The 14,210-nt window shown below is 45.9% G+C and carries 14 protein-coding genes; 12 read left to right on the top strand and 2 right to left on the bottom strand.

From position 1 onward, the window contains the following. Position 1 precedes the first annotated feature (1 nt). The 8 genes from Q9R36_RS03935 (at position 2) to Q9R36_RS03900 (ending at position 8,077) form a co-directional block, all read left to right on the top strand. Complete coding sequence (locus Q9R36_RS03935) at positions 2 to 1,195, top strand: DUF58 domain-containing protein (protein ID WP_311224562.1); 1,194 nt, start codon at positions 2 to 4, stop codon at positions 1,193 to 1,195. After that, positions 1,196 to 2,482 carry a hypothetical protein gene (locus Q9R36_RS03930; RefSeq protein ID WP_311224561.1) on the top strand — a complete coding sequence of 429 codons (1,287 nt, stop codon included), beginning with the start codon at positions 1,196 to 1,198 and terminating at the stop codon, positions 2,480 to 2,482. It abuts the gene before it with no gap. Between the two features lie 54 nt (positions 2,483 to 2,536). Beyond that, complete coding sequence (locus tag Q9R36_RS03925; protein WP_311224560.1) at positions 2,537 to 2,818, top strand: hypothetical protein; 282 nt, start codon at positions 2,537 to 2,539, stop codon at positions 2,816 to 2,818. A gap of 360 nt (positions 2,819 to 3,178) precedes the next feature. After that, positions 3,179 to 3,445, top strand: a complete 267-nt coding sequence (locus Q9R36_RS03920; protein WP_009794289.1) for a phosphocarrier protein HPr — start codon at positions 3,179 to 3,181, stop codon at positions 3,443 to 3,445. After that, positions 3,445 to 5,160 (top strand): phosphoenolpyruvate--protein phosphotransferase, encoded by a 1,716-nt coding sequence (gene ptsP, locus Q9R36_RS03915; protein WP_311224559.1) that lies wholly within the window; start codon positions 3,445 to 3,447, stop codon positions 5,158 to 5,160. The genes Q9R36_RS03920 and ptsP overlap by 1 nt, the downstream gene beginning before the upstream one ends. Before the next feature lie 491 nt (positions 5,161 to 5,651). Further along, entirely contained in the window at positions 5,652 to 6,434 is a 783-nt protein-coding gene (locus Q9R36_RS03910) for an SDR family oxidoreductase (protein WP_009794292.1), read from the top strand. 123 nt (positions 6,435 to 6,557) lie between these two features. Then, the gene (locus Q9R36_RS03905) at positions 6,558 to 7,016 is read left to right on the top strand and encodes a hypothetical protein (RefSeq protein ID WP_224950129.1); all 459 of its coding nucleotides are present in this window, start codon (positions 6,558 to 6,560) and stop codon (positions 7,014 to 7,016) included. A 182-nt stretch (positions 7,017 to 7,198) separates the two neighbouring features. Next, complete coding sequence (locus Q9R36_RS03900) at positions 7,199 to 8,077, top strand: NAD(P)-dependent oxidoreductase (RefSeq protein ID WP_311224558.1); 879 nt, start codon at positions 7,199 to 7,201, stop codon at positions 8,075 to 8,077. 66 nt (positions 8,078 to 8,143) lie between these two features. On the opposite strand, the gene Q9R36_RS03895 is transcribed toward Q9R36_RS03900, so the two are convergent. Continuing rightward, positions 8,144 to 9,298, bottom strand: coding sequence for an aminotransferase A (locus Q9R36_RS03895; protein ID WP_129611835.1), 1,155 nt, complete (start codon positions 9,296 to 9,298; stop codon positions 8,144 to 8,146). 239 nt (positions 9,299 to 9,537) lie between these two features. Here Q9R36_RS03895 and Q9R36_RS03890 point away from each other — a divergent pair, with 239 nt between their 5' ends. Both Q9R36_RS03890 and Q9R36_RS03885 read left to right on the top strand, forming a co-directional pair. Then, positions 9,538 to 10,071 carry an RDD family protein gene (locus Q9R36_RS03890; RefSeq protein WP_022543656.1) on the top strand — a complete coding sequence of 178 codons (534 nt, stop codon included), beginning with the start codon at positions 9,538 to 9,540 and terminating at the stop codon, positions 10,069 to 10,071. A 121-nt stretch (positions 10,072 to 10,192) separates the two neighbouring features. Then, positions 10,193 to 10,663, top strand: a complete 471-nt coding sequence (locus Q9R36_RS03885) for a DinB family protein (RefSeq protein ID WP_224950132.1) — start codon at positions 10,193 to 10,195, stop codon at positions 10,661 to 10,663. Between the two features lie 34 nt (positions 10,664 to 10,697). On the opposite strand, the gene Q9R36_RS03880 is transcribed toward Q9R36_RS03885, so the two are convergent. Beyond that, a complete protein-coding gene (locus Q9R36_RS03880; protein WP_224950134.1) occupies positions 10,698 to 11,294 on the bottom strand; it encodes a TetR/AcrR family transcriptional regulator in 597 nt (198 codons plus the stop codon). A gap of 273 nt (positions 11,295 to 11,567) precedes the next feature. On the opposite strand from Q9R36_RS03880, the gene Q9R36_RS03875 reads away from it, so the two are divergent. Further along, positions 11,568 to 12,905, top strand: coding sequence for an MFS transporter (locus tag Q9R36_RS03875; RefSeq protein ID WP_311224557.1), 1,338 nt, complete (start codon positions 11,568 to 11,570; stop codon positions 12,903 to 12,905). Positions 12,906 to 12,987: 82 nt separating this feature from the next. Further along, entirely contained in the window at positions 12,988 to 13,893 is a 906-nt protein-coding gene (locus Q9R36_RS03870; RefSeq protein WP_311224556.1) for a chemotaxis protein, read from the top strand. Positions 13,894 to 14,210: the final 317 nt, after the last annotated feature.

The raw sequence follows: 14,210 nt of genomic DNA, 5'->3' as shown, positions 1-14,210 counted from the left end.
AATGGAGTGGAAAAAGTATACGGTCGAAAACAGGTCCTTGCAGATTATGTCTGCACTTGCCCTGCTGCTGGTTTTGCTTAGCCTTTATCTGACCTCGGCAATTTTGTTCCTGATGTCCAGTTTGTTTTTTTGTGTCCTCCTTGCCAATAATTATTATTTGAAGAAAATGGGGGAAGGAGTCGAATTTGAAAATAAAGCTGTCAGGAAACGGATGTTTATTGAAGAGCATCATGAATGGGAGCTGGGTTTTGTAAATAACGGACTTCCCATTTTGAATGCACGGCTCTACGTCTATTTCGATGATCTTGTAATCCCCTTGAAAGGGGTTCAGCAGCCGAGATTTTCAAAGTACGAGCTATCCATCCCATTCACTCTTCCAAGAAAAGGGGAATATTCAGTCCGGATTCCATTTTCAGCCGGCAGGAGGGGGCTTGCGAAAATCCGCAGCATGGAGCTTCGGATTCCCCATTTCTTCGGTTTTGGCGAGACAGTGCTGGAATACAGGACAATGATCGCCCAGGAAGCGCTCATCTATCCGAAAAGGCTGCCTGTAGAAAACAAAGAACAGTTTGTATCAGCAAAACCAGGAAATGAGGCTGCCAGGCATACACTATTTCAGGATGTTTTGTCTCCTGCCGGCACGAGGAATTACGTGCCCACCGACAGCTTCAATCAAATTCATTGGAAAGCAACGGCAAGGAGCCGGAGCATCCAGACCAAGGTATATGAAAATGTTTCTGAAAAAGGCCTGCTGCTTTCTCTGAATCTTTCCGAAGGATACTCCATTACTCCGAGGCTTGAGGAGCTTCTGAGCTGTTCGGCCGAGCTTGCATACACAGCTGTAAAAGAAGGGATTCCCTTTGCGGTTTGCATGAATATCCGGACAGCAGGACCCGTCCCTTTTCAATATATTCCCGCCGGGACCGGAAAGGCGCATCTCCAGAAGGTGCTGGAAAGCTTTGCGGTTGCAGGCTATCATTCTGTCCTGTATCCATATGACAAGATGGCTGCCCATTATACAAGGCATTTTGCCCTGCAGCCTTATATTATCCATGGAGGCTTAAAGCCGCAGGCTGGAGATAAGTATTTTAAAGAATTGGAACAGAAAGGTTTTACAGTGCTCGAAATGCAGCTGCTGGAGCAAAAAGCCTGGATAAAGCCGTTTCCGAAACCTATCCATAAAGAGGTGATTTAATTGCCCGGAATCAAATGGCATCCCTATATGACGCTCATTTCGGAGGCTGCTCTTGCAAGCATGCTGCTCTGCCCGGTGTTTATGCCCTCAGGCGACATGCTGCCGGTGTTATATTCGTTTACTCTCCTGGCAGCATCAGCCGTGCTGTATTTCTTCCTGCTGAATGCCGGCGGCAGCAGAGGGAGCCTGCTGTTTTTTGCCGCTGTACTGCCTTTTATATTCATTGCTGGAACCCTTCTGGGCTTCTCCTGGTTCGCACTGCTATGTTTCGGGGTACTTGTATTCTGGAGGACAGAAGCTGCCTATAAAGACCCTGAAGGAAGTTCTGACAGCAATCTCTTCCTGCTGGTTTTCGCGGGAGGCTTTGCCGTTATCCTGGCGGCTGTTTTCCTGGATCGCACATGGATTGGCAAGTTGGTTTGGATGGTCATCCTGCAGGAAGCCTTTATTATTGTAGCAGGATTTTTTTCAAGATTGGCTGCCTCCGGAACTTCCCGGAAAAACAAAGGGCTTCTGATTCGTGATTTTGTACTTGCCATGCTGGGGGTTTTTGCAATTGGAGCGGCGGCTGTGGCTGCTATTCCCGCTGTCACCGGGCTGTTCTTTTCTATGATGAGGGGCGTTGCTTATCTTTTTGGCGCAGCTGCATCCCCATTTTTCCAATGGGCCGAAAAACGCGACTGGAGCGTTTCTTTAAATGAAGAGCCTGAAAGCCAGGATCAGCAGCTGGGTGAGAGCAGGGAACAGCCTTTAATGGAAGAACAGGGCCAGGGATTTGAAATGGTGCTGGCAGCAGCTGCTGCAGCCAGTCTTATTTTTATCATGTACTATCTATATAAAAAAAGAAAGAAAACTTCCGGAAATGCGATGCAGGATAAAGAGAAATCATATATCACTGTCGAGCGGGAGCCTGGCAGTAATGGAGGCATGGACCGCGGAAAAAAACGGACAGAGGCGCCTTTAGACCCTGTCAGGAGGGAGATATACCAGCTCGAATCATACAGTGATAAACTGCAGCTCGGCAGAAGACAGTCCGAAAGCTTTCCGGAGTGGATGAACAGGATCGGCCTGCATGTTGACCCCATTACCAGCAGCATATATGAAAAAGTAAGATACGGAGAAAAGCTGGCTGATGCCGCTGAAGCTGCTGCTTTTCTAAAAGAGATTGCCTTATTGAAAAAAGATCTGAAGCGGATCCATTTGCATCTTGTTAAGGAAGGGGAACTATCTTCAGCGAGGTTTCTTGGCATTTTCCAAAAAAAGCAGCTGAAAGGACGTAAATCCTAACATCTAAAGAAGCCTCCGGCATATAAATCTAAAAAGCACGGAGGAGGCGGCGGAATGGAATTAACAAAACAAGAACGTCTGAACAGGATCGTGGATCTTGCAGATTCAATACTGGAGCAGCTGGTCGAAGACCGGACTGAATTCAGGGCGAAGGATTTGAAGCAGGCAGCCGAACTGCTTGCAAGATGCGTAAAAGAAATCGCTAAGCTGCAGTCCCATGGGACAGGGAACACCCTATATGAATATGGGGCTGCCATTAATAAGCTGAGAGTAAGTTATAATATCCTCTTTTTGGGTAAAGAAAAGAAAACAATGCCAAATGAAAGCGTTTCATAAAAAAAATACCTGCAAATCCTTAAAAAATAAGGCATTAACGTTGTCTAAGACGGGAGGAAATGCTATTCTTTTTTTTGAGATGTTGGTTGTCTGATGACTTGAAAAAAAGGCGACTAAACTATACTTAATTTCATACATGAATAAACCATAGATGGAAAAAATACTATTGCGTAGATAAATAACTGCAATATGTACTGGCGCTTTTGGCCTGTTCCATTTAGAACGGGATGCGGCTTTTATGGGCGTTTCCGGCAACTGCTTAGTCGTTTTGGCATAAATCGGTTAGATTAAGTTAGTAGGCAACAAACTCATATACATCTTGCTATAATTATTAATTAATTCTAAAGGAGACTGATCTCAATGGTTGAAAAACAATTCAAAGTAACGGCTGAAACTGGAATCCATGCTCGTCCAGCTACATTATTGGTTCAAACTGCAAGCAAATTCGATTCTGATGTGCATTTAGAATATAAAGAAAAAAAGGTTAACCTAAAGTCAATCATGGGTGTTATGTCTCTTGGTGTCGGCCAGGGCGCTGATATTAAAATCATTGCTGAAGGAAACGACGAAGCTGAGGCTGTAAAAGCACTTGAAGACACTCTAACAAAAGAAGGACTTGCTGAATAATGAGCTTTCTACAGGGAATTGCAGCTTCAAGCGGCATTGCGATTGCTAAAGCATACCGTTTGGTAGAACCTGATCTGTCTTTCAGCAAAAAGACGGTTGAGGATGCAGACAATGAAGTCGGCCGCTTTCAGCAGGCTTTGGCCACTTCCAAATCAGAGCTTGAGGCCATCAGGGAGAAAGCGGAAAAAGACCTGGGCGCAGATAAAGCGGCCATCTTTGATGCACATCTCCTGGTACTCAGCGATCCGGAATTAATATCACCCATCGAAGAAAAGATCAAGACAGAAAAAGTGAATGCTGAACAGGCATTGAAGGAAACAGCTGATATGTTCGTCAGCATGTTCGAACAAATGGACAATGAGTATATGAAGGAACGCGCAGCAGACATCCGCGATGTCACCAAGCGTGTGCTTTCCCATTTGCTTGGAGTCCAGGTCGTCAACCCTAGCATGATTGCCGAAGAAGTGATCATCATTGCAGAAGACTTGACGCCATCTGATACTGCGCAGTTGAACAGGCAGTTTGTTAAAGGGTTTACAACTGATATCGGCGGAAGGACGTCCCATTCAGCCATCATGGCCCGTTCAATGGAAATACCTGCGGTTGTCGGCACTAAGACAGCTACAGAGGAAATCCAGAATGGCGATATGGTGATTGTTGATGGTCTTACCGGCCAGGTTCATGTAAATCCTACACCTGAGGCGATTGAAAGCTACAAAGAGCAAAACGCTGCCTTTGAAGCTCAGAAAGCTGAATGGGCAAAGCTTGTCAACGAAAAGACGGTTTCTGCCGACGGACATCATGTAGAACTGGCAGCCAATATCGGAACGCCTAAGGACCTTAAAGGAGTCATCAATAATGGCGGTGAGGCTGTAGGCCTCTACCGTACAGAATTCCTTTATATGGGCAGGGACCAGCTTCCGACAGAGGAAGAGCAGTTTGAAGCCTATAAAGCTGTCCTTGAAGGGATGGAAGGAAAGCCTGTTGTTGTCCGTACACTGGATATCGGCGGGGATAAAGAGCTTCCTTACCTGAACCTGCCGAAGGAAATGAATCCTTTCCTAGGCTTCCGTGCGATCCGCCTTTGCCTCGAAGAACAGGATATCTTCCGTACGCAGCTGAGAGCCTTGCTGAGAGCGAGCTCTTACGGCAATCTGAAGATCATGTTCCCAATGATCGCCACTCTGGATGAATTCCGCCAGGGGAAAGCAATCCTTGAAGAGGAAAAGCAAAAGCTTTCATCTGAAGGCGTGAAAACAGCTGACAAGATTGAGCTTGGCATCATGGTCGAAATTCCATCGACTGCGGTCCTTGCCGATCAGTTTGCCAAAGAGGTTGATTTCTTCAGCATCGGCACGAACGATCTGATTCAGTATACAATGGCAGCTGACAGGATGAATGAAAGGGTATCTTATTTATACCAGCCATATAATCCGGCTATTCTGCGCCTTGTAAAAATGGTGATCGATGCAGCTCATAAAGAAGGCAAATGGGCTGGCATGTGCGGTGAGATGGCAGGGGACGAGACTGCCATTCCGCTTCTGCTCGGCCTCGGTTTGGACGAGTTCTCCATGAGTGCCACTTCCATACTGAAAGCACGCTCGCAAATTCTTCGCCTGTCAACGGAAGAAATGAAAGAGCTTGCCGAAAAGGCGCTTCAGATGGGGACTGCAGAGGAAGTAGTGGCAGCTGTTAAGCAGGCCACACAAAAATAAAAACTTTTTTAAAAAAAGGTTTTAACGGGATAATCACGGGGTATATGCAGAGTAAGCACTTAAGCAAGATGTAAGTAAGCTGATCATTCTCATTTTCCCCCCTTACTGACCGACTGGCAATGCCAGTCGGTATTTTTTTGTCCATAAACCTCCGCCATAGGAGGAGAAAGCATTCAGACCAGAGGATGAGAAAAATCCATCCTCTTGATTGTTACTCATCCGTTTCCAGGTTTTTATAATTAAAACATAAGAAACGGAAGGATGCTGATAAAAATGATTAGCATGATCATCAGCTTTTTTATTCAGGATAGATATCGCCAATTGAAAGAAAAACAGAGGAATGAACTATATATTTCACAAAGCCCCTTTTTAAGCAGGGTCCTCCATTGAGCCGGACAGAGTGCCGGCTGGATGCCTGATGCACAATCTGTGTAATTTGCCTGTATATTCTGTATAATATTGCTATAACTACATGTACAGGAGGCTGACTAATGGAATTGAACCTAAAAGGAAAAACAGCGCTTGTCGCTGCTTCCAGCCAGGGGCTGGGAAAGGCAATCGCAAAGGCGCTTCTGCAAGAAGGCGCGAATGTTATGCTGGCAAGCAGGGATGAGGGAAAGCTGAAGGAAGTTAAGTCAGAGCTTGAGAATCTGGGCGGTGAGGTAGAGTTCATACGTGCAGACGTCACTTCTGAAAACGATATAAAGAATATGGTGAAAGCTGCAGCTGAACGTTTTGGAGGAATCGATATCCTGGTTAATAATGCAGGAGGCCCTCCTTCCGGCTCTTTTGAAACTCTTTCAGATGAAGAATGGTTCCAATCTTTCGAACTGAACCTGCTCTCATATGTGCGAAATATAAGGGAAGCACTGCCGTACTTGAAGAAAAACGGCGGGAAAATCATCAATATTGCCTCTTCCTCCATTAAAGAGCCGATTCCTGGCCTTGTGCTTTCCAATACATTCAGGACAGGGATAGTCGGGCTTTCCAAGACTTTGGCACAGGAATTTGCTCCATACGGCATCCTTGTGAATACACTGGCTCCGGGGAGAATTGACACGGACAGGGTGAAGCATCTGGATCAGGTGAATGGGGAAAAAGCGGGTGTCTCACCTGAGGAGATGAAGGAGAAATCAGAAAAATCCATCCCGCTCAATCGCTATGGGACTCCTGAAGAGTTTGCAAAAGTTGCCGTTTTTCTGGCTTCGGATGCAAATAGCTATATGACAGGAAGTTCGTTTCTTGTGGATGGGGGCATGGTTAAATCAATCTAAAGAAAAAGCCGGGAGAGAATCCCGGCTTTTTGATTGGTCTGAAAGGACGGAATTTCCCTTTTTTAAAAATTAGCGTTTAAGACAGCAGACTATAGGAAATGGTAATGGCAAGGAGGTGTGTTTATGAAACTATTGATGCCGCTCCTCTTCCTATTGTCTGCGGCCATCTTGCCAGGCTGCATGCCTGCAGACGACAAGGCGATTGTAAACAAGCATGCAGAAGCTTATTTGACGAACCAGAATGAGCTTCAGTTCCGCTTTAAGCTTAACAGCCAGATCTTAAGCGGGGAAGAGCTGTTCAAGGTAAAGGTATTAATACATAACCAAAAGCTTGCAAAGGCGCTCGGTACAAAAGAAATCATTTACGGCGCAGAATCTGTTTATGATGGAGAGTATATGGAAGCTGAAGAAAATGGCGAAGAGAAAATGGTTTATATGGAACCAATCCCTCTTAAGCAAGATTTGCTCTCCTCGGATATTGAAAGGATGATCTCCATGGATCAGGCTGTATCGGTCGAAGTGTATAATGATCAAAAAGTCATTGCGGAAGCATATCTGACTAACTTTTCAACACAATTTTAGGGTTTGCGGTCCCATATAGCGGGTAAAGAGCTTTACGCGCATAAAATTGGGGATAGGCCGGGCAGGAAGTGCCCGGTCTTTTGTCATTTAACAGAACAGAATGTGTCAGGGCTTCTGCAAAGCTGATTTTATGCCAATATGCTACAATCTAAATGCAGATATAAGCAGAGAGGGGAATGAAAATGGTGTCACCTGAAAAAACAGCCATCGGCTTCATTGGTACAGGGGTTATGGGGAATAGCATGGCTAAGAACCTGATTGCGGCAGGCTATTCACTGGCTGTGTATACGAGAACAAAGTCCAAGGCGGAAGAGCTTTTGGAACTGGGCGCCCAATGGGCAGAATCCCCCCGGAAGATAGCCGAAACGTCTGATATCATCATTACAATGGTCGGCTACCCGAAGGATGTGGAAGAGATTTTTCTTGGGGAAGAAGGCTTGATTGCTCATGGGAAAAAACATACATATTTGATTGATATGACAACATCTACTCCGACTTTAGCCAAAGAAATCTTTGAAAGAGCCCGTCAGAAGGGGCTGAGAGCCATTGATGCACCTGTCTCAGGCGGCGATATCGGCGCGCGGGAAGGCAGGCTGTCCATCATGGCAGGCGGGGAAAAGGATGACTTTGACACTTTGCTTCCTTTGCTGGAGGTGCTTGGAAGCAATATTGTCCACCAGGGACCGGCTGGAGCGGGCCAGCATACGAAGATGTGCAATCAAATTGCCATTGCATCCAATATGATCGGTGTCAGTGAAGCGATTGTCTATGCAGAAAAGGCGGGGCTTGATCCAGAGACAGTGCTGAAAAGCATTTCTGTAGGGGCAGCCGGCAGCTGGTCGTTGTCCAATCTGGCACCAAGAATGATTGCAGGGAACTTCGAGCCGGGATTTTACATAAAGCATTTTCTGAAAGATATTTATATCGCCCTGGAAGAAGCAAGGAAAATGGGCATGGATACTCCCGGACTTGCTCTCTCGGAATCGCTCTACAGGGAGCTTGCTGAAAAAGGGGAAGAAGACAGCGGAACACAGGCCCTGTACAAGCATTGGAACAAATAAAGAAACTTAAGGCCAGGATGGTGCAGCAAGGAACCCGCAGTCTAAGGACTGCGGGTTTCTCCAATTCTACCTGTCCAGCCTGCCAAGATAGGCTTCAAGCCTATCCAGCCCTTCTTTAAGCGTATCCTTCGAATAGGCAAAGGAAAGGCGGAAATAACCTTCTCCTAACTCCGAAAAAGAACTTCCGGGAACGAAAGCGACTCCTGCCTCGTTTACAAGCTTCAGGCAAAAATCAAAAGAAGTAATATTCTTCTCCGGAATTTTGACGAACATGTAGAAGGCGCCGTCCGGTTTGACAACGTCCAGCCCCATGTTTACCAGGCGGCCGTACACATAATCCCTTCTTGACAGATACTCTTCCCTCATCGGAACAGCATCATCGATTCCCTCTGTCAGAGCCTCCAGGGCGGCCATCTGGGAGATGGAAGAAGCACAGGTAACATTATACTGGTGGACCTTGAGGATATGCTTTGCTATGGCTTCCGGCGCAAACAGCAGGCCGATTCTCCAGCCTGTCATGGAGTGGGATTTAGAGAGTCCGTTAATGACGATCGTCTGCTCCCGAAGCAGGGAGGAAATCGATGTATGAGGCCTGCCATAGTTCAGCTCGCTGTATATTTCGTCGGCCAGTATAAAAATGTCCCTGCCTTTTACAAGGTCCGCTATTTCTGCCAATTCTTCATCGGTGAGGCTGACGCCGGTCGGATTGGAGGGGTAAGGCAAAACAATGCAGCGGGTCTTCGGGCTGAGATGCCTGCGGATAACTTCTGCAGTAAACCGGAACCGGCTGTCCCTTATATCGGCGTGTACCGGCACGGCACCGCACAGTCTTATAATCGGCTCGTACCCAGGATAGACCGGCCCGGGGAGGATCACTTCGGCTCCTTCCTCAAGAATAGTTCGGAACGCAATGTCGATCGCTTCGCTGGCGCCAGTTGTCACAATCACTTCATTTTCAGCATTATAATCCATCTTGTATTTTTGCCGGACAAAAGAGGCAGCCGCTTCTCTCAGCCTAATATCACCGGCATTATGGGTGTAGGATGTAAAGCCGCTGTCAATCGCTTTTATTGCAGCATCCCTGACATGAAGAGGGGTAGGGAAATCAGGCTGTCCAATGGTGAGGGAAATCATGTCCTTCGTCCCTGCAACCATATTAAAGAATCTCCTGATGCCTGATATTTCAATTTGCTGCACGTTTTTATTGATCAAATGTTCCAAAATATGTACCTCCTACAGAAAGTGCTGGAGAGAAGATGATGCCAGCTGTGGTATTCAATAGCAATATTTTATCAGATTTAATGAATTGTAACCATGCAGGCTGTTTCAGATATTTAGCTTCGGGGTAAAAGGTGGTGGTTCGATATTCCAATTATGGCTTATTTAAGGAAAAAACAGCTATTGAATATCGGCAGGGAAACCTTTAACATGAAATTGATAATGGTAAGGGAGGTATTTTGGTGGAGGCAGCATTTGAAAAACAGAATTATTCAGAACCAAAGGAGTATGGGGGTTTTTGGCTCAGATTCGGGGCCTACCTGATTGACGGCATCATAGTGGGAATTCCAATCGGCATTATAACAACGATCATCTTTGTCGTCTTTCTCGGCACCTCAGATTCAGTCATGTCCTCATTCACTGACCCGGCCTATATGGAATCCGGAGAGATGACAGAGGCAGAGACTATAGACTTTATCAGCCGCTACTTCGGGGCGCTGCTGCTGACATTACTGATCGGCACTGTAATCGCGGTAGCATATTTTGCAGGAATGCACGCATCTAAATGGCAGGCGACTTTAGGGAAGAAGCTTGTCGGCCTGAAAGTAACAGACCTTCAAGGGAACAGAATTACTTTCTGGAGAGCGCTTGGCAGATATATGGCACAAGCCTTTTTATCGCAAATTTTGCTGATTGGCTATATTTTGGCAGCTTTTACGGAAAGAAAGCAGGCTCTGCATGATATGATTGCCGGCACGGTTGTTGTAAGAAATTGAGAATGATAATGCTGGGGAAAAGGTGGCGCAAGCAATTGCGGCTGCCTTTTTTTTTTAGGGAAAAAGGATTTTATGAGTAAGCTGATGAATGTATTAACTAGTAAGAGGAGGTGCATCTCAGGTGAAGAAACAAGATTTGATAGAACATAATGAAAGTATTTTAGAATGGGTTCTTTCTCTGGAGGAAGCGGGTGATGAGGCATGGCTTGCACCGGCAGCCGTGGGTAAATGGCCGCCGGCTGCTATTGTCAGCCATATGCTGTTCTGGGATCAATATTCCTTAACTGAAAGGTTTCCGTACTTTGCAGAAGGGGCTAAGCTTCCCGGCTTTCCTGATTTTCAAAAGATCAATGATGAAGCAGAGGCTTACGCCCTGAGCGGGACCGCCAAAGAGGAGATTCTCCGCCGGTTTGCCGAAACGAGGGCCAGAATCATTCAAATGCTTGCAGGCCTGGAAGAAAGCGACCTGGATAAGGAATTCTTCATTGGCGGCAATAAACTTTCGGCAAGAGAATATTTCATTGATTTTGCTGAACATGATCTGCACCATAAAGAGCAGGTGGAGCAGTTCTTGAATACCCGAAGCAGCTGAGCCTCCCAATAGCCAAAGGAGATCAGCCCCTTCGCTAATGGTGTGAGCTCTTCAATCTGAAAAGATAAAGCCCAGCCATGCCGGCCATCAGTTCTTCCAGTGATTCCTGCTCATAATGATGGACCCAATGAAAAAGGGTTCCGAAGAAAGAGTTGACAATCATCTGCGCAAAGGGCTCCGCATCTATGGAGCTGGAAAACTCGCTGGATTCCTGGCCTTCCTTAATCATGCTGGCCAGGAACTCTTTGAAAAATCCGGTCATTTTGAGCTCAGAATGCTGAAAGTCTTTCTGAACCGTCATTATATGAAAAATAGATAGCAGCAGATTCGGGCCGTATTCTTCATTGACGGCTGCCATTTTGCTGAAGAGCGCCATAAACGCAGCCTCGATGCTTGTACAGGATTCGTATTCCGATTTAAAATCCTTCAGCACAGCTATTTGGTGAGAGCCAATTGCGTGCAGCGCCGCTTCTTTGGATGTGAAATAATTAAAGAATGTCCCTTTGGCAACCCCTGCATGATTGCTGATTTGCTGAACGGTCGTATTTTGAAATCCCTGCTTTTTGAATAATTCGATTGCACTGTCAAATAAAAGCTGTTTTGTCTGTTCTTTTTGTTCCTTCCTCCTCATCGTTCCCCACCTTTAAATTAATTCCTGTCATTATACCATATTCGACCTGAATAATTATTGAAAAACTTAAATTAATATGAGCTGTGTTTCCTTGTAAATTAATTGTAAAAAGAAAGGTATTTTGTACTGAGAGATTGAATATATGATGGGTGGAGAGAGGGGGATAAAAGAGAAAGAGGCTCTGCAGCCTGTTTACCAGCAAGTCAAGCAGGTATACAATGAAACTGGGAAAAGAAAAAGAGAAATTGAAAAAAGAAAAAAGGGGTTGTAAGGATGCCTGCACTGGAAAAGAAGCAGACAGCTAAGGCAGGAAGCGGCATAAGCCCATGGAAGCTGTATTTCACACTTCCTGTTATATCCTGGGCTTTATACGATTTTGCCAATACGATATTTTCATCCAATATCAATACTATTTTCTTTCCGTTTTATCTGGATGAAGTGGTCGGAACGAGCGAAGTGCTCGATCAGATTGCCAGCACTTTTATCTCTTATTCAAACGCAGTAGCAAGTTTCTTTTTAGTTTTATTTTCACCGCTGTTCGGTGTCATGATCGATAGGACCGGAAGAAAGAAGAAATATATTGTCATATTTACGCTCATTTCCGTGGCGGCCATCATCCTGATGGGGCTTTTTGCAGGAAGCAGCATGGAGAGTACCCTATTCGGGCTGCCAATGTCCCTGGCGCTTGTAGTGGTTTCCTTCGTGATAGCCAAGTTCTTCTTCCATTCCAGCCTGGTTTTCTATGATTCTATGATTACGGATATAGGGACCAAGGAGAATATCCCTCTCATTTCCGGCTTTGGGGTTGCTGTCGGCTATATCGGTACATTAGTGGGGCTCACTGTCTATCCTTTCATAGGAGATGACAATTTTCATGAAGCCTTCATTCCTACCGGGATTTTATTCCTTGTATTTTCCCTGCCGCTTTTCTTTTTTGTAAAAGATAATCCGAAGCCTGCGGCAAAATTAAAGAAAGAATCTTTTTTGTCGGGATACAGGGAAATCTATCAAACTTTTAAAGAGATGAAGCTGTATAAACCGGTCTTTACCTTCATGATTGCTTATTTCTTTTTGAATGATGCGATAGCTACAACCATTGCCATGATGGCTATCTATGCAAAGGCAATCATTGGCTTTTCCACCGGCCAATTCATCCTGCTATATCTGGTGTCCACCTTATCAAGCATCATCGGTTCATTTGTTTTCGGGTATATCACGAAAGCAAAGGGAGCGAACAAGGCTGTCAAATATGTCGGCATATTGCTTCTGGCAGCACTTATCATAGCCACTTTTGCTGTCAACGAAGCGATGTTCTGGGCAGCAGGAAGCATGTTTGGCATTTCCCTGGGAGCCATGTGGGTGACAACGAGGACCTATATTGTTGAGCTGACACCCGAGGACAAAAGAGGCCAGTTCTTTGGGCTGTTTGCCTTTTCCGGTAAGGTTTCATCTATCATCGGCCCTTTCCTGTACGGCAGCATCACACTCATTTTCGCGGACTGGGGAGATACTGCCAGCCGTATGGCTCTTGGATCACTCATGATTCTTACTATCATCGGCCTTATAGTCCATTCAAAGATCCAGCATCCAGATGAGATGCAGCAGGGTTGATATCCGGAATGCTAAACTGAGACGGTTTCTTGCCGATAATAAAGAATGAGATCAGTTTTTTTGAAGAGGGCAGGAGATTAAAATGGAATCTAACAACGGTATTTTGCTGGAAAGCGGAACAAATGAACTTGAAATCGTCGAGTTTACAGTTGGCGGCAATCAATTCGGAATCAATGTCATCAAGGTGAAGGAAATCATCAATCCTCTTCCTGTTGTGCAAATTCCGCGTTCACACAAAAATGTAGAGGGAATCATTGAGCTGCGCGGAGAGGTGCTTCCAGTCATCAATGTAGCGGAAGCTCTCGGGCTTGCCGCGGGCGGGAGTCCAGAAACCGATAAATATATCGTGGCAGAATTCAACCAGCAGAAGGTTGTATTCCATGTCCAGAATGTTACCCAGATCCATCGGATATCATGGGATAAAATTGAGAAGCCGTCAGAACTGTACCAGGGAGCTGAAAGCCAGATCATCGGGGTCGTTAAGATAAATGGCGGCATGGTATTATTGCTCGACTTTGAAAAAATAGTCGTCGATATCAACCCTGAATCAGGAATCAATGTCCAAATGGTGCAAAAGCTTGGTGATAGGGAGCGCAGCACCAAGAGGCTTATTGTTGCAGAAGATTCTCCCCTTCTCCGGAAGCTTCTGCACGATACCCTGGCGGAAGCAGGCTTTCAATACGTGGAATTCTTCGAAAATGGGCGGGATGTACTCGAATATCTCCAGAAGCTGGAAATTGATGGAAAGAATCTCAAAGAAGAAGTCCAGCTGGTCATAACGGATATAGAGATGCCGCAGATGGACGGCCATCATTTAACAAAGCGGATCAAATCAAGCCAGTCCTTCGGGGAGCTGCCTGTGATTATATTCTCTTCGCTGATTACGGATGATCTGCGCCATAAGGGGCAAATGGTAGGGGCAGATGCCCAGGTGAGCAAGCCGGAGATTGCTGAGCTCGTTTTATTGATCGATAAACATGCATTATGATGGGAAACAAAAAAGACATCTGCGGATGTCTTTTTTGTTTGCGCAGGACTTGGTGCTTTTGGTCCGTGCCTTTATTGAGCGAGGTTTTTCCGCTTTTCTGCAGCTCCGGGCGCTAGCCCCTCGAGTCATAAGCCACTCCAGGATTGAAGGCAAAGAACGCCTTCTATCCTGGAGCGTCTTATGCTTGTCGGGGCTGAGCAAGCGCCCTCCGCTTTTCGATTTGTCCAGCTCCGGGCGCTAGCCCCTCGAGTCATAAGCCACTCCAGGATTGAAGGCAAAGAACGCCTTCTATCCTGGAGCGTCTTATGCTTGTCGGG

Source organism: Bacillus sp. AG4(2022) (assembly GCF_031844465.1).
In the GTDB taxonomy this organism is placed as follows: Bacteria; Bacillota; Bacilli; order Bacillales; family Cytobacillaceae; genus Bacillus_AB; species Bacillus_AB infantis.
Note: the sequence above shows the minus strand (reverse complement) of the source record. Positions and strands in the feature narration are given on the sequence as shown.

Coding starts and splice junctions, on each gene's coding strand:
- Q9R36_RS03880 (WP_224950134.1), bottom strand. CDS start 11,294: ATGAGGAGGAAGGAACAAAAAGAACAGACAAAACAGCTTTTATTTGAC.
- ptsP (WP_311224559.1), top strand. CDS start 3,445: ATGAGCTTTCTACAGGGAATTGCAGCTTCAAGCGGCATTGCGATTGCT.
- Q9R36_RS03900 (WP_311224558.1), top strand. CDS start 7,199: ATGGTGTCACCTGAAAAAACAGCCATCGGCTTCATTGGTACAGGGGTT.
- Q9R36_RS03875 (WP_311224557.1), top strand. CDS start 11,568: ATGCCTGCACTGGAAAAGAAGCAGACAGCTAAGGCAGGAAGCGGCATA.
- Q9R36_RS03910 (WP_009794292.1), top strand. CDS start 5,652: ATGGAATTGAACCTAAAAGGAAAAACAGCGCTTGTCGCTGCTTCCAGC.
- Q9R36_RS03870 (WP_311224556.1), top strand. CDS start 12,988: ATGGAATCTAACAACGGTATTTTGCTGGAAAGCGGAACAAATGAACTT.
- Q9R36_RS03935 (WP_311224562.1), top strand. CDS start 2: ATGGAGTGGAAAAAGTATACGGTCGAAAACAGGTCCTTGCAGATTATG.
- Q9R36_RS03920 (WP_009794289.1), top strand. CDS start 3,179: ATGGTTGAAAAACAATTCAAAGTAACGGCTGAAACTGGAATCCATGCT.
- Q9R36_RS03905 (WP_224950129.1), top strand. CDS start 6,558: ATGAAACTATTGATGCCGCTCCTCTTCCTATTGTCTGCGGCCATCTTG.
- Q9R36_RS03925 (WP_311224560.1), top strand. CDS start 2,537: ATGGAATTAACAAAACAAGAACGTCTGAACAGGATCGTGGATCTTGCA.